Source organism: Kribbella sindirgiensis (assembly GCF_004331435.1).
In the GTDB taxonomy this organism is placed as follows: domain Bacteria; phylum Actinomycetota; class Actinomycetes; order Propionibacteriales; family Kribbellaceae; genus Kribbella; species Kribbella sindirgiensis.
On record NZ_SJKA01000001.1, the window covers coordinates 341,251 to 360,581 of the forward strand.

A 19,331-nucleotide genomic window follows, 5' to 3' on the forward strand; every position below is an offset into this window, starting at 1 on the left:
TCCTCCGACTCGGATCGGTTCCGCAACTCGACGTGCATCAGCTCGTCTTCATCGCGGTACCGAGTGCGGTCTGCAGCTTCGCGACGTCCTGGCCGCCGCTGAACTGGCTGAGCGCGGACAGGATGTCGTTGTTCTGGCCGAGGGTGCACGCGGCACCGTGGGCGCAGGACGGGACGATCTTGTCCTTCTTCCAGTCCGCCATCGCCGACTGCTGGTACTTCGGGTAGTCGGCCGGGTTCGCGTCCGAACGCGCCGGGATCGAGCCCTTCTTGGTGTTGAACGCCTTCTGGCCCTCGGCCGAACCGGTGACCTTCAGCCAGCACTTCGCGCCGTCCGGGTTCTGCCCGTTGGTCGGCAGCGTGAACGAGTCCGACAGGAACTGGAAGTTGCCCGCCGTACCCGGGGACGGCCAGTAGGTGTACGCCGTGTCCGGCACCTTGTCGGCCAGCTGCTGCGCGGCGACCCAGTCACCCATCACGAAGTACGCGGCCTGGCCCTTGTTCAGGTAGCCCAGCGCGTCCGGCCAGTCGACCGACTCGCGGTCGGTGTTGGTGTAGGTCAGGAGCTTCTTGTACTTGTTCAGCGCTGCCGTCACGTTCGCGCCGGCCCAGTCGGTCTTGCCGTCGAACAGACCCTTGAAGCTGTCCGGTCCGAGCTCGGCCAGCAGCACGACCTCCATCACCATCTCCTGGGCGAAACCCTTGGAGATGGCCAGCGGCGCCTTCACGCCGGCGGCCTTCAGCTTGTCCATGTCGGCGATCCACGCGTCCACGCTGGCCGGAGCCGTGGCGGCGTCCAGGTTCGCCTTCTTCAGGACGGCCGGGTTCGTCCAGACGATGTTGGCGCGGTGAACGTTGGCGGGGATCGAGTAGATCTTGCCGTCGACGGTCAGGTTGTCGATCAGGTTCTGCGGGAACGCCTTGTCCAGCCCGAAGTCCTTGTACAGCTGGCTGACGTCGTCGACCTGGCCGGCGTCGATGTAGTCCTTCAGCTCCGCGCCGGCGTGCGCCTGGAACGTGGACGGCGGCTTACCGGCCTGCAGGTCGTTGGCCAGCACCTGCTTGGCGTTCGAGCCCGCGCCACCGGCGACGGCGGAGTTGACGAACTTGTAGTCCTTGCAGTCGGTGTTGAACACCGAGACCATGCCGTCCAGACCGGCCTTCTCGCCACCGTCGGCCCACCAGGTGAAGACAGTGACGTCCTTGTTCGCGGACGAGTCTCCGCCGCCGCTGTCGTCGCTGTTCCCGCAGGCGCTCACCGCGAGAAGACCCGCCGCGCCCACCAGCGCCAGGGTCTTACTCAGACCACCACGCATGATTCACTCTCCGATCATTAGATGGAGCCGCCTGTGACAACGATGCCCCCTTGACGGTGCAACTCTGGGACGGCACGCAGCGGGTGTCAACGATCTGCGCAGCCGCGTTGCGCAGCCGTGACCCCGCGCACCTTGACAGTGTGAGAGCGCGCACATTCGTTGTTCGAACGGGCTTTGCGCGCAGTTGGGTTGCGCAAACGCTCAGGGCCGGAGCAGCACCTTGATCGCCCGCCGCTCGTGCATCGCCGTGTACCCGTCGGCGACCTCCGCGAGCGGAATCTGCGCGTCGAACACCTTGCCGGGATCAATCACACCGGCCAGCACGTCGGCCATCAGGTCCGGCAGGTATGCACGGCACGGCGCCGCCCCGCCGTTCAGGCCGACATTCCGGCTGAACATCGTCCCGATCGGCACCTCGACCCCGTGCGGTACGCCGACGAACCCGACCGTGGCCCCGGCCCGCGCGACCTCGAACGCGGTCGTCATCGACTGCTTCGTCCCGACGCATTCGAGTACGGCGTCCGCACCGACGCCCTGGGTGAGTTCGAGGACGGCGTCCCGCGCCGCGTCGCCACGTTCGGAAATGATGTCCGTGGCACCGAACTCCTTCGCCAACTTCTGCCGTGGTTCATGCCGCGACAGGGCAACGACCCGCTCCGCACCCATCCGCGAGGCCGCGAGTACGCCGCACAGCCCGACCGCGCCGTCGCCCACGACAACGACCGTGTCGCCGGCCTTCACCCGCGCCGATCGCGCCGCGTGCCACCCGGTCCCCATCACGTCGGACAGCGTGAGCAGCGACGGGACGAGCGAGTCGTCGGGCACCTCGGGCGTCGCGACCAGCGTGCCGTCGGCGTACGGGAGCTTCACGTACTCGCCCTGCCCGCCGTCCGCCTTACCGCTGCCGTACCCGACGAGATTCTGGCAGGCGGTCTGGTAACCGGCCTGACAGTGCGGGCAGGTGCCGTCGCTCACGACGAACGGCGCGACCACGAAGTCACCCGGCTTGACCGTGCGGACCTCGGACCCGATCTCCTCGACGATCCCGACGAACTCGTGCCCGATCGGCCGCGGTTTCTTGACCGGATTCTCCCCGCGGTACGGCCACAGGTCCGACCCACAGATGCACGAGGCAACCACCTTGACGACCGCGTCCCCCGGCCCGTCGATCCGCGGATCCGGACGATCTTCCAGCCGTACGTCGAACGCTCCATGGATCACTGTGGCTCGCATGGAGCCAGGCTAGATCAGGCCGGTGCGGGTACGGGCGCGACCCGCTTCGCGTCCCAGGCCAGCCACACGCAGGCGACCGCGAGGAGTACGCCGTGACCGATCCGCAGGGCGGGCGGCCCGAAGAACTGCGGCAGGAACAGCCCGAACCCGACCGCGAACAGGATCGCCGGCACCGTACGCAGCCGGATCGCGAGCACGATCGCGCCCGCCGCCATGGTCAGCAGCCCGAGCCCGAACATCGTCATCGCGAACGGGTTGTAGCGCACGTCCTCGGCGAGGTCGAGGATGTTCGGCTGGTGGGCGATCGCGTGCAGGCCGAAGTCCTCGGCGCCGTAGTACGGCAGCGTCAGGCCGGCGCCGATCCAGAACACGGTGGCCGCCCTGCGGTCGAACTGCAGCAACGCGACCGCGACCACGATGAACCCGATCATCGCGCACAGGTGCGCGACCACCCACGCCGTGCCGCCCATCGCGGCCGCGGCGCCCGACGTGGTCGTCTCGTCCTCCCACGGACGGAGGGCGGGATAGAGCAGGAACAGCACACCTGCAACGGAGAGCGGAATCCTCATGAGTCTTTCCTCAGGCTGTCGAGATACATCTGGATGAGTTGGTCGTAGGTGAGGTCGAGGTCTTCGGGCAGACCGAAGCCACCGCCGGACTCGATGGACGCGAAGCCGTGCACGAGCACCCGCAGGCGCCGGGTCGCGTGCACCGCCGCCGGGCCCTCGAGCCCGTAACCGCGCAGCGTGGCGTACATGACACCGACCAGCTTCTTGCCCGCCGCCTCCTGCACCGGATCGTGCAGCGGATCCATCGGCATCGCGGCGTACCGCTTCGGATGGGCGGCGACGTACGAGCGGTAGGCGTGCATCAGCGCGACGACCGCCTCGTCACCGCCCATGCCCAGGACGGTGGCGGTGAACTGCTCGGTCATGTCGTCCAGCACCCGCACACCGACGAGCGCCTTCAGCTCGCCGAGGCTCGCCACGTGCTTGTACAGCGACGGTGTGGCGACCCCGCAGCCCTGCGCGACGGCGGCGAGCGTGAGGCCGTCCGGTCCGTGCTCGTCGACGATGCCCAGCGCAACCTCGACCACGGCAGCAGGCGTCAGCGAGCGTTTAACTACCATAGCCAACAGGCTAATAGCATTAGCCTGTTGCGATCAACTGATTAGACCGTCACGTACCGTCCGCGGCGGTGGACCAGGGCCGGTACGTCGTCCGCGGCGAACTCCACGTGGGCGATCTCGAGTTGCACCTGCAGGCCCCATCCCACTTGGGGCGGGTCGGGGTCGACGAGGGTGCAGCCGGCCCAGGTGCTGACGCCGACGGGCGCCGGGCCCCAGGTGGTGTCCGTCCAGTCGATCATCCGGAACGGTCCGCCCGGCGCGGGGGCGACGTACCCGAAGGCGTCGGCCAGTTGGCGGTGCGGTTCGCCGAGCAGCGACACCACCGCGGTCCTTGCCTCCCGCAACGTTTCCCACAGGTCGGAGTCCGGGTCGAGCAGCCCGATCACGTACCCGGGCTCGCCGTCGGCCACCAGCATCGACGACACCGTGAGCCCGGCCCGCTTCCCGTCGTACTCCGTCGTCCACAACCCGACCGGCGACGCCAGCCGTCCCCGCAACCGCCGTACCGGACTCCGCTCGGACTCCGGAGGAAGGAACGGGTGGTCACCGTGGATCGTCATACCTGCACCGTACGTCGGGCGCTATCGCCCCCGCCCGACGACGCGGCCCGACCCGGACGGACGCCGGAGGTGGCCGGGTCGCGCGCCGTCCGGGGCGCGGGACGGGGCGGATCGGACCGGGTCCGTTGGGGCCTCGGCCCGGACGCGTTGCGGCAGCGTGAAGTGCTCAATCGGCCGGGACAGCAGCCCACCGGCGGTCCGGACCGATTCCACCGTGCCGTCGGGGCGGAAGTTGTACCGGTAGCTCTCGCCGTACGCGCCGAGTCCAGGGCCGTCGACAACCTTCAACGTGTCACCGATCGGCTCGAGCCGAATCACCTCGGCCGCCGGGTCGGCGCCGGCCGGGTTGATCCCGTACAACCGGCCGCCGAGCTCGACGACATCGCCGACGCCCCACAGGCTGGCGAATCGCCCGGTGAAGCGGCCCAGCCCGGCGGTCTGCTCCGGCCGCTCCTTCGACTGGGCCAGGTCGTGAAGTTTGTAGAAGCCCTCGACCAGCTGGCTCGCGGGTGCGTCGATCGCGTTCGTCAGCGCCGCCACTGCGATCCCCGCCTCGGGGTCGACCAGGGTGCGGGAGATGTGTCCGGGATAGCCGCCGCCGTGGCCGAACACCTGACGCTCGCCGACCTTCGCGACCTGCAGGCCGAGCCCGTACTTCGGCCACTCGCCCGCACCGATCTGCCAGACCGGGTGCTGCATCTCCCGTTTCGATCTGTCGGTGAGCAGCCGCCCGTCTCCCGGAAGATGTGCGGAGAAGTAGGTGACCAGGTCGCGGGCGTTCCCGTAGAAGCCGGTCGCCGGCGCGAGCGCGCGGGTGTCGGTCTGGTCGATCGGCACCCGGTGGTCGGCGTACGCGAGCCCGCTGTATCCAACGGCGTACTCCGCGCTCCGGGCCGGGTCCAGTTCCGGGCCGAGGTTCGTCAACCCGAGCTTCTCGACGATCTCGGTCCGGACGTGCTCGTTGTACGGCGTACCGGTCGCACGCTCGATCACCAGGCCGAGCAGTCCGTAGCCGACGTTGGTGTACTTGAAGCGCTCGTTCTCGTCGATCACCGCCGCCTCCGGCTCCCGCAGGAGCGCGAGCAATCGTTCGCGATCCGGGAACGCCTCCGCGAGCTGCCACCAGTCCGCGTCGGTCCCGTCCCGCGTGATCCCGGCCGAGTGCGACAGCAGTTCGCGCACTGTCCGGCCGCCAAGCGGAACGCCCGCGAGCTCGGGCACGTACTGCTCGGCCTCGTCGTCCAGCCGGAGCCGGCCCTGCTCGCACAGCCGCAGCACCGCGGTCGCGGTGAACGTCTTCGACTGCGACGCGATCCGGAACAGATGCCCTTCGGTCAGCGGTACGTCGTTCTCCAGGTCAGCCGACCCGTGCGCCGCGGAGAACACGACCGACCCTTCGGCGAACACTGCGACCTGAACGCCCGGAATCCGCAGGTACCGCTGGTTGTACTCGAGCCAACGGCCGTAGTAGGCCAGGACTTCACCCAGCGACTCCGCATCAGACATGCCGTCTAGAGTGGATGACAGTTCGGTCGCTCGCAAACGTCAGCTGACGGTAACGCGTTCCCCGAGCGTGAAGGTGTCGATGGGGTGCAGGGTCAGGCCGCTGGAGCCGTGGACGGACTCGATCGCGCCGTCGGCGTCGAAGGTGAAGCGGTACGACTCGCCGTACGAGCCGTAGCCGTTGCCGCCGGTGACGCGGAGGGTGTCGCCGTCCGCTTCGAGCGGCTGCGGCTCTTCCGCCGGGTTCGGGCCGGACGGGTCGGTCGCGTAGAGGCGACCGCCGATGACGACGAAGTCCGTGACACCCCACAGGTTCGCGAAACGGCCGGTGAAGCGGGCGAGGTCGCCGTCGCCGCGGTCCTTCGACGCGGCGAGGTCGAGGAGCCTGAACAGACCTTCCGCGAGCTGCGACGCGGGCCCGTCGATCGCGTTGGTCAGCACCGAGACGACGATCCGCTGCTCGGGGTCGACGAGGGTCCTGGTGATGTGGCCCGGGTACCCGCCGCCGTGGCCGAACACCTCCCGCTCGCCCACCTTCGTCACCGCGAGACCGAGTCCGTACCGCGCCTTCTCGTCCGCCCCGGTCGTCCACAGCGGGTGCTGCATCTCACGCTTGGACTTGTCCGACAGCAGCCGGTTGTCACCGGGCAGGTGCGCGGAGAAGTACGTCACGAGGTCGCGCGCGTTGCCGAAGAACCCGGTCGCCGAGGCCAGCGCGCGGGTGTCGACATGCTCGATCGGAACGCGGGTGTCGGCGTACGCCAGCGCGCTGTACCCGGCGGCGTACTCGTTCAGCCGGGCCGGATCCAGTTCCGGACCGAGGCCCGACAGCCCGAGCTTGTCCACGATCTCGGTCTGGACGTAGACGTTGTACGGCGTACCGCTCGCCGCCTCGACGACGAGTCCGAGCAGGCCGTAGCCGATGTTCGAGTACTTGAAGCGCTCGTTCTCCGCGATCACGGCCGACGACTCGGCCCGCAGGACGTCGAGCAGCTGATCGCGGTCCGGGAAGGCTGTGGACAACTGCCACCAGTTCGCGTCGAGGCTGTCCCGGGTCACGCCGCCGGCGTGCGCGAGCAGCTCCCGGACGGTCCGTTCGCCGACCGGCGTCCCGACGATCTCGGTGACGTGCTGCGACGCCCTGTCGTCCAGCCGCAGCCGGCCCTGCTCGACCAGCTGGAGGATGGCGGTCCCGGTGAACGTCTTCGAGTGCGAGGCGATCCGGAACAGGTGCTGGTCGGTCAGCGGTACGTCGTTCTCCACGTCGGCCAGCCCGTACGACGCCGAGAACGCGATCGCGTCCTCGGCATACACCGCGACCTGGACGCCGGGCACCCGCTGATACCGCTGGTTGAACGCCAGCCAGCTGTCGTAGTAGGCGAGTGCCTCGGTCAGAGTTGCGGCGGATTCCAGATCATCAGGCATGACGCCTAGATTGAATGACTCGGAAGCGACTCGCAACGTATGCGCCGTCGGTGTATGTCGCGTTGGCGGCCGGGTTCGCGCCGGTGCCGTGGAAATCGCTGAAAGCAGCCGATTGATTGACGAACACCTGGCCCGTCAGGTTCTCGGACAGCGCGACGCCGGCGTCGAGGGCCGCGTCCCGGGCCTCGTCCAGGACCTTGGAGTCGGTCGAGTAGATCCCGGCGGTCATCGCGCCGCCCTCGGTGACGGTCGAGCGGAACAGGTCAATCGATTGCGCGGTGTCGGCCGTCTTGACCAGGAACGAGACCGGGCCGAAGCACTCGCGCCCGTACACCTCGGCGTCGTCGGCGTCGATCGCCACGAGCAGCGGCGTACGGACGACCGCTTCCGGGAACGCCGGGTGCTGGATCGCGCGGGACTCGAGCACCACGTCGCCGTACTCCGGGGCGAGCTCGAGGCGGCTGATCACGGCCTGGTTCACGATGCCGCCGAGGATCTCGACCGCGCGGGCGTCGTCGCCGAGCAGCTTGCTGATCGCCGTCGCGAGTGCGGCGCCGACCTCCTCGAAGGACTTGTGCCCCTCGTCGGTCTCGATCCCGCCGGCCGGGACGAACAGGTTCTGGGTGGTGGTGCACATCTGGCCGGAGTACAGGCTCAGGGTGAAGGCGAGGTTGTTGCAGAGCGCCTTGAAGGAGTCCGTGGAGTCGATGAGGACCGCGTTGACGCCCGCCTTCTCGGTGAAGACCGTCGCCTGGGTCGCGTTCTGCTCCAGCCACTCGCCGAACTCGCTGCCGCCGGTGAAGTCGATCAGCTTCACCTCGGGCCGGGTCGCCAGCGGCTTGGCCAGGCCGTCGCCGGCGCGCTCGGTGGCCAGGGTGACCAGGTTCGGGTCGAAACCGGCCTCGGCGAGCACCTCGCGACAGACCTCGACGGTGATCGCCAGCGGCAGCACGGCCAGGGGGTGCGGCTTCACGACGACCGCGTTCCCGGTGACCAGCGAGGCGAACAGACCGGGCCAGGAGTTCCAGGTCGGGAACGTGTTGCAGCCGATCACGAGCGCGACGCCGCGGCCGGTGACCGTGAACGTCTTCTCCATCCGGATCGGGTCGCCCTTGGCCGGCTTCTCCCAGGTCGCGGTCGCCGGATAGCGGCCCATCTCCTCGTACGCGTACGCGACCGCCTCCAGCGCCCGGTCCAGCGCATGCGCGCCGCCGGCCTGGAACGCCATCACGAACGCCTGACCGCTGGTGTGCTGGACCGCGTTCGCGAGCTCGAAGATCCGCTGGTGGAGCCGGTCGAGAATCTCCAGCGTGACCCCGGTCCGCCCGTCGATCCCGGCCCGGCGCCAGTCCGCGAGGCCCTGCTGCGCCGCGGCGAGCAGCTCGTCCAGACCGTCCTCGACGACCCGCGGGTACGAGACGTCCAGCGCGATCCCGTACGGCGACTGCTCGGTGACGACGGTGCCGCGCGATCCGGGGATCTCGAGCGCGTACGTCGTACCGAGGTGGGCCTCGAAGGCCGCCTTGCCGTCGGCCGCCGCGGTCTCGCCGTACACCCGGGGGCTCGGGGACTCCGGGAACGCGGAGTGGTAGCCGCGGTCGTGGATCGCCTTCAGCGCACCGTTGAGGCGCTCGCGGTGGGAAGAGAGCAGGTCTGCGGTCATGAGGGCGATGTTACAGTCGTTGACGCGATTCGTACTAGGGTGTCACAAGGCTCTTCTCGATTGGGCAACGCATGGACGACTTGGCGGCGCGCGTGGCGGCGGCGATGTGGGCGGAGGACACCGCCAGCGCCGGGCTGGGTATGCGGCTGGTGGCGGTCGGCGAGGGTACGGCGCGGCTCGAGATGCCGGTGCGCGAGGACATGGTCAACGGGCACGGGATCGCGCATGGTGGATTCGTGTTCTGTCTGGCCGACTCGGCGTTCGCGTTCGCCTGCAACTCGCGCAACCAGGTCACGGTCGCGCAGGCCTGCGACATCGTGTTCGTCGCTCCGGCGCACCGCGGCGACCTGCTGGTCGCCGAGGCCCGGGAGCGGACCAGGTTCGGCCGGAACGCGATCTACGACATCACGGTCACCCGCGACGACGAGGTGATCGCCGAGTTCCGCGGCCGCAGCCGCCAACTGTCCGGAACCATCTTGGAGGAGTCATGACGCGCGAGGCGTTTCTCGTGGACGGTGTTCGGACGCCGATCGGGCGGTACGGCGGTGCGCTCGCCATGGTCCGCCCCGACGATCTCGCCGCGCACGCGATCTCGTCGCTGCTGAACCGGACCGCGCTGGACCCGGCCCGGATCGACGACGTGATCCTCGGCTGCGCGAACCAGGCCGGCGAGGACAACCGGAACGTGGCCCGGATGGCGGTACTGCTCGCCGGGCTGCCGGACTCGGTCCCGGGGACGACCATCAACCGGCTCTGCGGATCGGGTCTGGACGCGGTCGCGTCCGCGGCCCGGTCGATCATTGCCGGGGACAACGAGATCGTGGTGGCCGGCGGCGTGGAGTCGATGTCACGGGCGCCGTTCGTGATGCCGAAGGCAACGACCGCGTTCGCGCGGCAGGCGGAGGTCTTCGACACCACGATCGGCTGGCGCTTCGTGAATCCGGTATTGAAGGCGCAGTACGGGATCGACTCGATGCCGGAGACGGCGGAGAACGTCGCCGCGGAGTTCGCGGTCTCTCGCGAGGATCAGGACCTGTTCGCGTTGCGCTCGCAGCAGCGGGCCGCGAAGGCGCAGGCGAACGGGCGGCTGGCCGAGGAGATCGTCGCGGTCGACGTACCGGGCAAGCGCGGGGCGGTCACCGTGGTTGATACCGACGAGCATCCGCGCGAGACCTCCCTCGAAGCTCTCGCGGGTTTGAAGACTCCCTTTCGATCGCCCGGGACTGTCACGGCCGGAAATGCGTCCGGGGTGAATGACGGAGCAGCTGCCTTGCTCGTGATGAGCGGGGAGGCCGTGGAACGGTACGGCGTGACTCCGCTGGCGCGGGTCGTGGGGACGGCGGCAGCCGGCGTACCGCCTCGGATCATGGGGATCGGACCGGCGCCGGCGACCCGGAAGCTGCTCGATCGCACCGGCGTCGCGTTGTCCGACATCGACGTGATCGAGTTGAACGAGGCGTTCGCGGCGCAGTCGCTCGCCGTACTGCGGGAACTCGGCCTGCCCGACGACGCCGAGCACGTCAACCCGAACGGCGGCGCCATCGCCCTCGGTCACCCACTGGGGATGTCCGGCGCCCGCCTCGCACTCACCGCGGCCCTGGAGCTTCGCCACCGCGACGCCCGGTACGCGCTGGCCACCATGTGCATCGGCGTCGGCCAGGGCATCGCGACCCTGCTCGCCCGTCCCTAGGAGTCGTCATGCTGGGTGATGCCTGCCCGTTGGAACTGCGCGACGCCGGCGAACAGCTGTCCGTCGACGAACTGCGGTCCCGTCAGCTGTCGTTGCTGCAGGCAACCGTACGACGGGCCTACGAGAACGTCCCGCACTACCGGGCCGCGTTGGAATCGGTCGGCTTCAAGCCCGGTGACCTGCAGTCGTTGGAGGATCTCTCGCGGTTGCCGTTCACCGCGAAGAAGGACTTGCGCGAAAGCTACCCGTTCGGCATGTTCGCGGTGCCCAGGGCTGAAGTGGTGCGGGTGCATGCTTCGTCCGGGACCACTGGGCAACCGACGGTGGTCGGGTACACGCGACGCGACCTCGACAACTGGGCCGACCTGATGGCGCGCTCGATCCGCGCGGCCGGCGGGCGCGCGGGCGATGTCTGTCATGTCGCCTACGGGTACGGGTTGTTCACCGGCGGACTGGGCGCGCACTACGGCGCCGAGCGGCTCGGGTGCACCGTCGTACCGGTCTCCGGCGGGATGACCGAACGGCAGGTGGACCTGATCCGCGACTTCGGCGCCCGGATCATCATGGTCACGCCGTCGTACTTCCTCTCGATCGTCGACGAGATGGAGGCGCGCGGCCTCGACCCGCGGGACACGTCGCTGCGGATCGGGATCTTCGGCGCCGAACCGTGGACCGAGCAGATGCGCACCGAGGTCGAGGAACGCACCGGCATCCACGCCGTCGACATCTACGGCCTGTCCGAGGTGATGGGGCCGGGCGTCGCGCAGGAATGCGTGGAGACGAAGGACGGGCTGCACATCTGGGAGGACCACTTCTACCCGGAGATCATCGACCCGGTCACCGGCGAGGTCCTCCCCGACGGCTCCGAAGGCGAACTGGTCTTCACCACCCTGACCAAGGAAGCCTTCCCGGTACTCCGCTACCGCACGCGGGACCTGACCCGCCTGCTCCCCGGAACGGCCCGCCCCGGCCTGCGCCGCATGGAGAAGATCACCGGGCGCACCGACGACATGATGATCGTCCGCGGCGTCAACGTCTTCCCCACCCAGATCGAAGAACAGATCCTCCTCGTCGAAGGCCTCACCCCGCACTACCTCTGCATCCTCACCCGCCCAAACCGCCTCGACGAGCTCACCGTCCAGGTAGAGGCAGCCCCTGGCCTCGCGGACCGCGCGTCCGCCGCAGCAACCTTGTCCCGCCGCATCAAGGACCGCGTCGGCGTCACCGCAGCGGTGGACGTCGTCGACCCGCACGCCCTGGAACGCTCCCTAGGCAAGGCGAAACGCATCAAGGACCTCCGCACCCGCTAGCGCAGGCCCCGGTCAGCTCTGGGGGCATTGCACCCTTTGCCGGGGCAGTGGACAGGTTATTGCTTGTGCAAGGCCCCGGCTTGGGGTGCACTGCCCCATCACAGCAACGCTTCCGTCTGGCCGCTTGGATGCCGCGTCTTGTGGAAGGCGGGTGGGCGGATGTGGGGGCGGACGAGGGCTTCTACTTCGAAGTCCTCGAGGTTGAACTTGGTGGCGATGTCTCGGTAGGGGGTGCCGGTGCGGATCTGGGTGATGACGTCTTCCACCTGGACGTCGTCGACCATCGGGCGGCCGTGGGAGCGTTCGGGGTCCACGATCACGTCGATGTCGTGGTAGATCACGAGCCGGAGCGTTCCTGCGTACCCGTCGTCGGACCAGCCGATCGCGGCCGAGCCGCGGCGGAGGACGCCGGGGAAGCCGCCTTGGCTGTCGCGGATCCGTTCCCAGCCCTGTTCGCGGCCCTCGGCGGCGATCTCGACCAGCAGGTCGCGGCCGTCGTGGGCGAGGCCCGACCAGGCCAGTGGATAGCGGCGGCCGGCCCGGGAGCGCAGGGCGATGGCGGCCTCACCGATCGCGTGCAGGGACAGGCCGGTACGACGCAGGTGCCGGAGCATGTGCGTCTCGACCAGGCCCGCGAACGTGATCGTCGGCTCGCCGCGGCTCCCGCTGCTCGCCTCCAGCGCTCCCGACCGCAGCCAGTCCCCGAGCGTCGTGGCCGGCAGCCCGAGATGCAGCGCTGCCTCAGCCCGCGTGTACAAGGGCAGGTCGAACCGTGGATCCACGTCTCACCTCTCAGCGAAGGCGGTCGCCGACACACCGAGCATGCCATCCCACCAGCCGACTTTGAGCACCCACCAACCACTTCGGGCCGCGGAGAATGGTTGGTGCGGGCCCAAAGCGCTGCACGTCGTGCGGACCCGGTTACGCCCGGGCCGAGGGGTGGATAGGATGTCCGGGATCTGGCACGGGGTAGCGACAAGAGGTGTGATGAGGGAACCCTCCGTACGCCGTTATTCCGGGCGGTCAGTCGAGGAGTGGAAGGCCGCGCGCCGGGAACGGCTACTGGCTGCCGCGCTCGAACTCTTCGGGACCGAAGGATATCCGGCGACATCCGTGGAACGCCTGTGCACACAGGCGAAAGTGTCCACGCGGCACTTCTACCACGAGTTCCAGAACAAGGAAGCGGTGCTCCTCGCGGTGCACGCGCAGGTCATCGAGACCGCGGTCCGGACCACTGGGGACGCGCTCCGCCGGACCGCCGACCGGCCGGTCCGGGAGCGGATCGCCGCGGCCGTCGACTCGTACCTGCGCACCATCATGGCCGACCTCCGGCAGGCCCGGATCTCGTTCGTCGAGGTGGTCGGCACCAGCCCGGCGGTCGAGGAGCAGCGAATCGCGTTCCGGGAGCTGCTGATCCGCAACGTTCAGGCCCTGGGCGACTCCGCGGTCGAGCGCGGCGAGATCAAGCGCAAGGACTTCCGGTTCCTCGCGCTGGCGTTCTTCGGCGCGGTGAACACCGTCGTCTACGACTGGATGCTCGCCGACCCGCGCCCGCCGGAGCAGACGATCCAGCAGTCCCTCCGCGAGCTGGCGGTCCAGCTGATCACGGCTTAGTCGACGAAGCGTTTCCGGAGTTCGGCGACCGCGTCGACGCGGGTGAGGGCAGCGCCTTCGCCGTACGCCGTCTCGTACTGTTCGTTGCCCAGGGCATCACGGAGCCCGTCGACGAGACGCTGTACGTCGGCGTCCGGGATCGCCCGCATGCCCTTGATCGCGGCCGCGAGACCGAGCGTGCGGGCAGCCACTGCCAGCTCGGCTGTGCGGTTCCCCGCGGCTGCGACGAGCGCGTCCGTCGCAGCTTCGACCACAGTCGCCGCAACCGGCATGTCCTCGGTGCTGAGCGCCAACTGGATCGCCTCGCGGCCGCAGCGCTGCGCCTCTTCGACGTCACCAGTGGACGCGTAGATCCGGCTCAGCTGCGACAGCAGAGCGGCCAGTCCATGCGGTGCCACGTGCTCCGCAGCGAGGTCGAGCATCGAGTAGCCGCGCTCCGCCAGCTCCTTCGCCTCGTCGAAGCGACCGGTGCGGTGCGCCAGCCGCGCGAATCCCATGTACGCCATCGCCTGCCCGCCCCGCGAGCCGGTCTCCTCGGACAGCCGCTGCGCCTGCTCCAGATCGGCGCGGGCCCCGTCGTAGTCGCCGAGCTCGGTGCGGCTCACCGCGGAGCCACCGAGCAGTTGCGCGACGCCTTCCGTCGTACCGAGCTCCTCGACCAGCCGGAGTGCCTCGGTCAGTGACTCCAGGGCCTGGGCGTGCTCACCGTTGCTGGCCTGGTAGCCGGCGAGTCCGCGCAGCGCCATCGAGGTACCGAAGCGGTCTCCGAGTTCGCGGAAACCCTCGAGCGCGATGGTGAGGTTGGCCGCCATCTCGTCGACCTCGCCTTCGTTCTCGCGGAACATCGCGCCGGTCATCACACCCATGTTCCGGATCCAGGGATCCGGATGCCGGCCCGCGGCCTCGAGCTCGGCGAAGCAGGTCACCTTGTCCCGCCGGATGGCCGCCCACACCGCGTTGGTGAACAGTCCGATGCCGGAGTCGACGAGGATCCGGTGCCGCCGGGTCATCCAGCGGACCGTGGCGAGTCCGCGGATCATCTGCTGGAACGAGGTGGCCGGATCCTCCTCAGTGGACATCCGGCCGAGTGCGAGCAGGTACAGGGCCTCGGCCTTGTCCAGCGGAACGCTCTTGCCCGGTACGGCGAGGGCCGCCTGCATCCAGCTGACCGCTTCGGCCGGGCGGCCGCTCATCGTCCAGTACTCGCCCAGTACGGCGACCATCTGAACGGCGACCCGCGCCGACCCGATGTCGATCGCCGTCCGGAGTGCGTCGATCAGGTTCTCGTTGTCGGCGGTCAGCCGGGCGATCCACTCGGTCTGCTCACCGGTCCGCAGCTTCGGCCGGGCCTTGCGGAGCATGCGGCTGAAGTACGTCGTGTGCGCGTGCCGGAAGCGGTCGTACTCACCCGAGGCCCTCAGCTGCTCGGCGCCGTACGCACGGACCGTCTCCAGCATCCGGTAGCGCACGGACCGTTGGTCGGCCGCGGCCTCGACGAGTGACTTGTCCACAAGGGATGCGAGCACGCCGAGCACAGACTCCGGCGGGATGCTCTCGTCACTGCAGATCTGCTCGGCCGCCTCGAGCGTTGCGCCGCCGGAGAAGAGTGAGAGCCGCCGGGCGACTGCCTGCTCGTCAGGGTCCAGCAGGTCCCAACTCCACTCCACCACAGCCCGCAGAGTCTGGTGACGAGGCAGTGCGGTCCGGGAGCCGCTGGTCAGCAACCGGAAGCGGTCAGCGAGCCGGTCCACGATCTGCGGCGGGTTGAGCGCCCGCAGCCGAGCTGCCGCGAGCTCGATCGCCAGCGGCATCCCGTCGAGCCGCCTGCAGATCTCGGCGACCGCCTCCTGGTTGGCGTCGGTCAGCCGGAAGTCAGGACGTACGGCGCGGGCGCGGTCGACGAACAACTGCACCGAGGGGTACTCGTCGGCGGGCGCGTCCTCCGGGGGCATGCCGAGCGGACCGACCGGATGCAGGTGCTCGCCGGGGATGCTCAACGGCTCACGGCTCGTGGTCAGCACCCGCAACCGCGGGCAGGAGGCGAGGAGCGAGTCTACGAGTCCGGCGACCTCCTGGACCAGGTGTTCGCAGTTGTCGAAGACGAGCAGGATGCGACGGTCACCGATGACCTCGACCAGTCGCAGCGTCGCGGCCCGGCTGGTCGGGATGTGCTTGGGCGCGAGGCGTGCGGGCGCCATGTCGACGTACTCGCTGGCACCGAGGGTGGACAGGACCGCGGGTGCCACGTCGGCCGCGTCACCGAGTGGTGCGAGCTCTATGAACCAGATGCCGTCACCTGACTGGCCTACCAGCGTTCGACCGGTCTCAGTGGCCAGTCTGGTCTTTCCTGCGCCGCCTGGTCCGACCATGGTCACCAGACGGGTCCCGTTGCTCAGCAGCCGGGTCAGCTCCGCCACGTCCTCGCGGCGGCCGACGAAGCTCGTCAACGGCGCCCGCAGGTTGCTGCGGGGCGCTGCCGGCGCTGGTACGGAGGCTGTCTTCGCCGTCGGGTCCACCGCGTCACCACGCAGCACCGAGACGTGCAGGTCGCGGAGACGAGCGCCGGGGTCGGCTCCCAGTTCGTCAGCCAGTGTGGTGCGGACACGTTCGTACGCCGCCAACGCTTCCGCCTGGCGGCCGTCGGCGTACAGGGAGCGGATCAGGAGCTCGTGCACGCGCTCGCGGAGCGGGTGGGTGACGGCGAGATGCTCGAGGTCGGTGATCAGGTCGCGGGCGTGACCGCAGCTGACGGCGGCCTCGGCCTGGTCCTCCGAGGCAGCGAGCCGCAGCTCGGCCAGCCGGTCCGCCTCGACCGCGGCGAACGGGAGGTCGCGCAGGTCGGTGAGGGCATCGCCGCGCCACAGTTTCTCGGCCTGCGTGAGGAGCACGTGCGCTTGCTCCGGGTCGGACGTGAGGTGCGCGCGCCCCCGCCGTACCAGCTCCTCGAACTGGAGCGCGTCGACGCAGTCCGGGCCGATCGTCAGCGTGTAACCCGCCGGACCGGACTGGACGGAGATGCTCGACTCGGTGGCCGGCAGGCTCGCCCGCAGCCGGGACACCAGCGACTGCAGCGCGTTCGCACTCGGAGCCTCACTGCCCCACAGCCCGTCGACCAGGGTCTCGACGCTGACCGGCCGGCCCGCGCTCAACGCCAGGCGCGCGAGCAATCCGCGCAGGCGGACCCCGCGGATGTCGAGCGGAGTCCCATCGGCCGCCCACATCGCGAGAGGCCCAAGCACCGCTATGCGCACCCCACCAGCCTCGCACATCCGCCCGACCAAACACCCGTGCCTTTTGTCATTCGGCCCTCTAAGGTCGGGGGTCGTGACTGAAATCGCTGCGCAGACTCAGGTCGCGCTCTCTCGTATCGTCGCCGAACGTCAATCGAAGGGCCGGGTTCCCGGAGTGGTGGGTGCTGTTGCCCGCGCCGGGGCGCTTGCCTGGTCGACCGGGGTCGGGTCGGCCGACCTGGAGAATCCCGGCGTACCGCCGACCGCGGACTCGCAGTTCCTGATCGCGTCGCAGAGCAAGACGCTGACCGCGGTGACGGTGATGGCGTTGCGCGACGAGGGCAAGCTCAGCCTCGACGACCCGATCGAGAAGCTGATCCCGGACAGCAAACACGAAGGCATCACCGTCCGGCAGATGCTCAGCCACGCCAGCGGGATGCAGCGTGAGCCGATCGGCGACGTGTGGGACCTGATGAAGTTCCCGTCCCGCGAGGACCTCGTGCCGGGCTGGAACGGGGCGGAGCGGATCGGCAAGCCGCACCACCGGTTCCACTACTCGAACCTGGTGTTCTCGCTGCTCGGCGAGATCGTCGCGCGGATCGACGGCCGGTCCTGGTACGACGCGGTCAAGGCGCGGATTCTGGACCCGCTGGAGATGCGCCGTACGACGGTCGGCATGGACGGCGGGCCCGCGCAGACCGGGTACTACGTGCCACCGTGGACCGACGTACCGGTCCGCGAGCCGCTGCTCGACATCGGCGCGATGGACGCGTGCGGCGGGCTCGCGTCGACCGCGGAGGACCTGGCGAAGTGGGCGATGTTCGTCGCGAACCCGGTCGACGAGGTGCTGTCGAAGGACACCCTGGACGAGATGTGCCAGGTGCAGATCATGGCCGACGTGGACCGTTGGCAGCTCGCGTTCGGGCTCGGGTTCATGCTGCTGCGCCGGGGCGACCGGCTGTTCGTCGGCCACGACGGCGGGATGCCCGGCCACATCACCTCGACGTTCGTCGACCGCGCGTCCGGTACGGCGGGGATCGCGCTGTTCGGCGCCACGTCGTCGCCGGCGCCCAGCGCGCTGGCCACGGACCTGATCATCAAGGTCCTCGAGGACGACCCGCTCCCGCCGGAGGCCTGGGTTCCCGGCACCGAGGTCCCCGCCGAACTCGCCGGCGTCCTCGGCACGTGGTTCACCGAAGGCAGCCCGTTCGTCTTCTCCGTGAAGAACGGCGTCCTCGAAGCCAAGTCCCCCGCGGCCGCCGAGTACCAGTCACCCGCCGTCTTCGAACGCGTCTCCGAAGACACCTACCGCACCGTCTCCGGCCGCGAAACCGGCGAACTCCTCCGCATCACCCGCGACCCCGCCGGCCACCCCACAAAGTTGCACTGGGCAACCTACCTCTGCACCCGCGAACCGTTGTCGTTCGGCGAGATCAGCGGCGGCTGAGAACGACGGTCAGGCCGCCTGCCACCGCGAACGCGAGCAATGTCCCAGCGAACGCGGTCGTGCCGGCGGTCAGACCGACCGAGTCCGTGAGGTAACCGGCCGACACCGGCAGCAGCCCGGCCGGTATGTAGCCCCCGACGTTCAGCGCGGCATTCGCCTCCGCCAACCGCTCCGGCGGGACGGAGGAGTTGAGCAAGGACAAGCCACCGAGCTGGCCCATCCCCTGTCCCGCACCGGCCAACAGGGCGGACCCCACAAGTGCGACCACCGACGACGCATGGACCGCCAGAACCAGCGCGACCATGCCGAGTGAGGTACTGGCGGCTCCGAGCGCCAGGATCCACCGCCGCGGCAACCGACGTACGGCGAACTGGACGGCGGTCGCGGTGAGAAACATCGTGAAGGCGGTCGCGCCCGCGACGATCCGGCTGGTCGTGCCGAGCAGCCCGGACAGCAACGACGGCCCGAGTGACAACACGAACGACGTTGCCGTGATGCCGGGCGCGAAGACCGCGACCCCGAGCAGCAACTGCCGGCCGGTCCCGTACGGTACGCCGGGCACACGGATCCAGGCTCCCGACCGGTACGGCGGACGCTCGATCGGCAGTCGCAGGACGACGGCGACCGCGCTGATCAGCAGAGCCGCCTCGACGACGAAGACCGTGACGGTCGGGCCCGGAAGCGTCTCGGAGAGAACGCCCGCGAGCAGCGGACCTGTGCCCGCGCCCAGGACCATCGCACACGAGGCGAGCAGTGCGGCGAGCGGCTTGTGGTTCCGTCCGACGTCGGTCACGGCGGCCATCCCGGCCGAGACGACGGCTCCGACCGCGATGCCGGTGAACAGCCGGGCGATCATCAGCATCGGGACGCTCGTGCTGGTCGCGAACACCGCGCAGGCGGCGAGAGCGAGACCGAGCGCGGGAAGCAGCACTGGTTTGCGGCCGACCCGGTCCGAGACGACGCCGGCCACGAGGAGCGAGCCGAGCAGTCCGACGATGTAGCTGGCGAAGACGACGGTCAGCGTCCCTTTCGAGAACCCGATCTCCCGTTGCCACACGACGTACAGCGGTGTCGCCGCGTTGGACAGGACGAAGACCGCGGTCACCGGCCATGCCGCCAACCACACCCAGCCTGTCTTCATGAGTGTTCCTCCTCAGTACGACTTTTTTCGAACTTAACACGTAGTACGATAAAAGTCGTACTGAGGAGGAA

General features: G+C 69.2%; 16 protein-coding genes. 5 read left to right on the forward strand and 11 right to left on the reverse strand.

Annotation, left to right across the window (positions count from 1 at the left end; all coding sequences use genetic code 11):
- Positions 1-37 precede the first annotated feature (37 nt).
- The 8 genes from E0H50_RS01680 to paaN all read right to left on the reverse strand — a co-directional run bounded on the left by E0H50_RS01680 (position 38) and on the right by paaN (position 8,828).
- On the reverse strand, positions 38-1,315 hold the full coding sequence (locus E0H50_RS01680; RefSeq protein WP_131283993.1) for an ABC transporter substrate-binding protein: 1,278 nt from the start codon (positions 1,313-1,315) through the stop codon (positions 38-40).
- A 201-nt stretch (positions 1,316-1,516) separates the two neighbouring features.
- Entirely contained in the window at positions 1,517-2,548 is a 1,032-nt protein-coding gene (locus E0H50_RS01685) for a zinc-dependent alcohol dehydrogenase family protein (RefSeq protein ID WP_131283995.1), read from the reverse strand.
- A gap of 14 nt (positions 2,549-2,562) precedes the next feature.
- A complete protein-coding gene (locus E0H50_RS01690) occupies positions 2,563-3,117 on the reverse strand; it encodes a hypothetical protein (protein WP_131283997.1) in 555 nt (184 codons plus the stop codon).
- Positions 3,114-3,677 carry a TetR/AcrR family transcriptional regulator gene (locus tag E0H50_RS01695; RefSeq protein ID WP_202867968.1) on the reverse strand — a complete coding sequence of 188 codons (564 nt, stop codon included), beginning with the start codon at positions 3,675-3,677 and terminating at the stop codon, positions 3,114-3,116. Before E0H50_RS01695 ends, E0H50_RS01690 begins: the two co-directional genes overlap by 4 nt.
- 41 nt (positions 3,678-3,718) lie before the next feature.
- Entirely contained in the window at positions 3,719-4,237 is a 519-nt protein-coding gene (locus E0H50_RS01700; protein ID WP_131283999.1) for a flavin reductase family protein, read from the reverse strand.
- A gap of 21 nt (positions 4,238-4,258) precedes the next feature.
- Positions 4,259-5,743: a serine hydrolase domain-containing protein gene (locus tag E0H50_RS01705; RefSeq protein WP_131284001.1), complete on the reverse strand. Its 1,485-nt coding sequence runs from the start codon at positions 5,741-5,743 to the stop codon at positions 4,259-4,261.
- 39 nt (positions 5,744-5,782) lie between these two features.
- A complete protein-coding gene (locus tag E0H50_RS01710) occupies positions 5,783-7,165 on the reverse strand; it encodes a serine hydrolase domain-containing protein (RefSeq protein ID WP_131284004.1) in 1,383 nt (460 codons plus the stop codon).
- Positions 7,158-8,828, reverse strand: a complete 1,671-nt coding sequence (paaN, locus tag E0H50_RS01715) for a phenylacetic acid degradation protein PaaN (RefSeq protein WP_131284006.1) — start codon at positions 8,826-8,828, stop codon at positions 7,158-7,160. The genes E0H50_RS01710 and paaN overlap by 8 nt, the downstream gene beginning before the upstream one ends.
- A 71-nt stretch (positions 8,829-8,899) precedes the next feature.
- Here paaN and paaI point away from each other — a divergent pair, with 71 nt between their 5' ends.
- From paaI to paaK, 3 genes are read left to right on the forward strand one after another with little or no spacing between them, the layout of a single operon-like run.
- Positions 8,900-9,319 carry a hydroxyphenylacetyl-CoA thioesterase PaaI gene (gene paaI, locus E0H50_RS01720; protein WP_131284008.1) on the forward strand — a complete coding sequence of 140 codons (420 nt, stop codon included), beginning with the start codon at positions 8,900-8,902 and terminating at the stop codon, positions 9,317-9,319.
- Positions 9,316-10,518 carry a 3-oxoadipyl-CoA thiolase gene (gene pcaF, locus E0H50_RS01725; RefSeq protein ID WP_131284010.1) on the forward strand — a complete coding sequence of 401 codons (1,203 nt, stop codon included), beginning with the start codon at positions 9,316-9,318 and terminating at the stop codon, positions 10,516-10,518. The genes paaI and pcaF overlap by 4 nt, the downstream gene beginning before the upstream one ends.
- 8 nt (positions 10,519-10,526) lie before the next feature.
- Positions 10,527-11,828, forward strand: a complete 1,302-nt coding sequence (gene paaK / locus E0H50_RS01730; RefSeq protein ID WP_131284012.1) for a phenylacetate--CoA ligase PaaK — start codon at positions 10,527-10,529, stop codon at positions 11,826-11,828.
- Between the two features lie 98 nt (positions 11,829-11,926).
- On the opposite strand, the gene E0H50_RS01735 is transcribed toward paaK, so the two are convergent.
- Positions 11,927-12,610 (reverse strand): hypothetical protein, encoded by a 684-nt coding sequence (locus E0H50_RS01735; RefSeq protein WP_131284014.1) that lies wholly within the window; start codon positions 12,608-12,610, stop codon positions 11,927-11,929.
- A gap of 205 nt (positions 12,611-12,815) precedes the next feature.
- Between E0H50_RS01735 and E0H50_RS01740 the strand changes: the two genes are divergently transcribed.
- Positions 12,816-13,442 carry a TetR/AcrR family transcriptional regulator gene (locus E0H50_RS01740; protein WP_131284016.1) on the forward strand — a complete coding sequence of 209 codons (627 nt, stop codon included), beginning with the start codon at positions 12,816-12,818 and terminating at the stop codon, positions 13,440-13,442.
- Here E0H50_RS01740 and E0H50_RS01745 read toward each other — a convergent pair.
- Complete coding sequence (locus tag E0H50_RS01745; RefSeq protein ID WP_165546973.1) at positions 13,439-16,681, reverse strand: AfsR/SARP family transcriptional regulator; 3,243 nt, start codon at positions 16,679-16,681, stop codon at positions 13,439-13,441. The genes E0H50_RS01740 and E0H50_RS01745 overlap by 4 nt on opposite strands.
- 85 nt (positions 16,682-16,766) lie before the next feature.
- Between E0H50_RS01745 and E0H50_RS01750 the strand changes: the two genes are divergently transcribed.
- Positions 16,767-18,119: a serine hydrolase domain-containing protein gene (locus E0H50_RS01750; RefSeq protein WP_131284020.1), complete on the forward strand. Its 1,353-nt coding sequence runs from the start codon at positions 16,767-16,769 to the stop codon at positions 18,117-18,119.
- Here E0H50_RS01750 and E0H50_RS01755 read toward each other — a convergent pair.
- The gene (locus E0H50_RS01755; RefSeq protein WP_131284022.1) at positions 18,106-19,260 is read right to left on the reverse strand and encodes an MFS transporter; all 1,155 of its coding nucleotides are present in this window, start codon (positions 19,258-19,260) and stop codon (positions 18,106-18,108) included. The two genes, E0H50_RS01750 and E0H50_RS01755, sit on opposite strands and share 14 nt — an antisense overlap.
- Between the last annotated feature and the right edge of the window lie 71 nt (positions 19,261-19,331).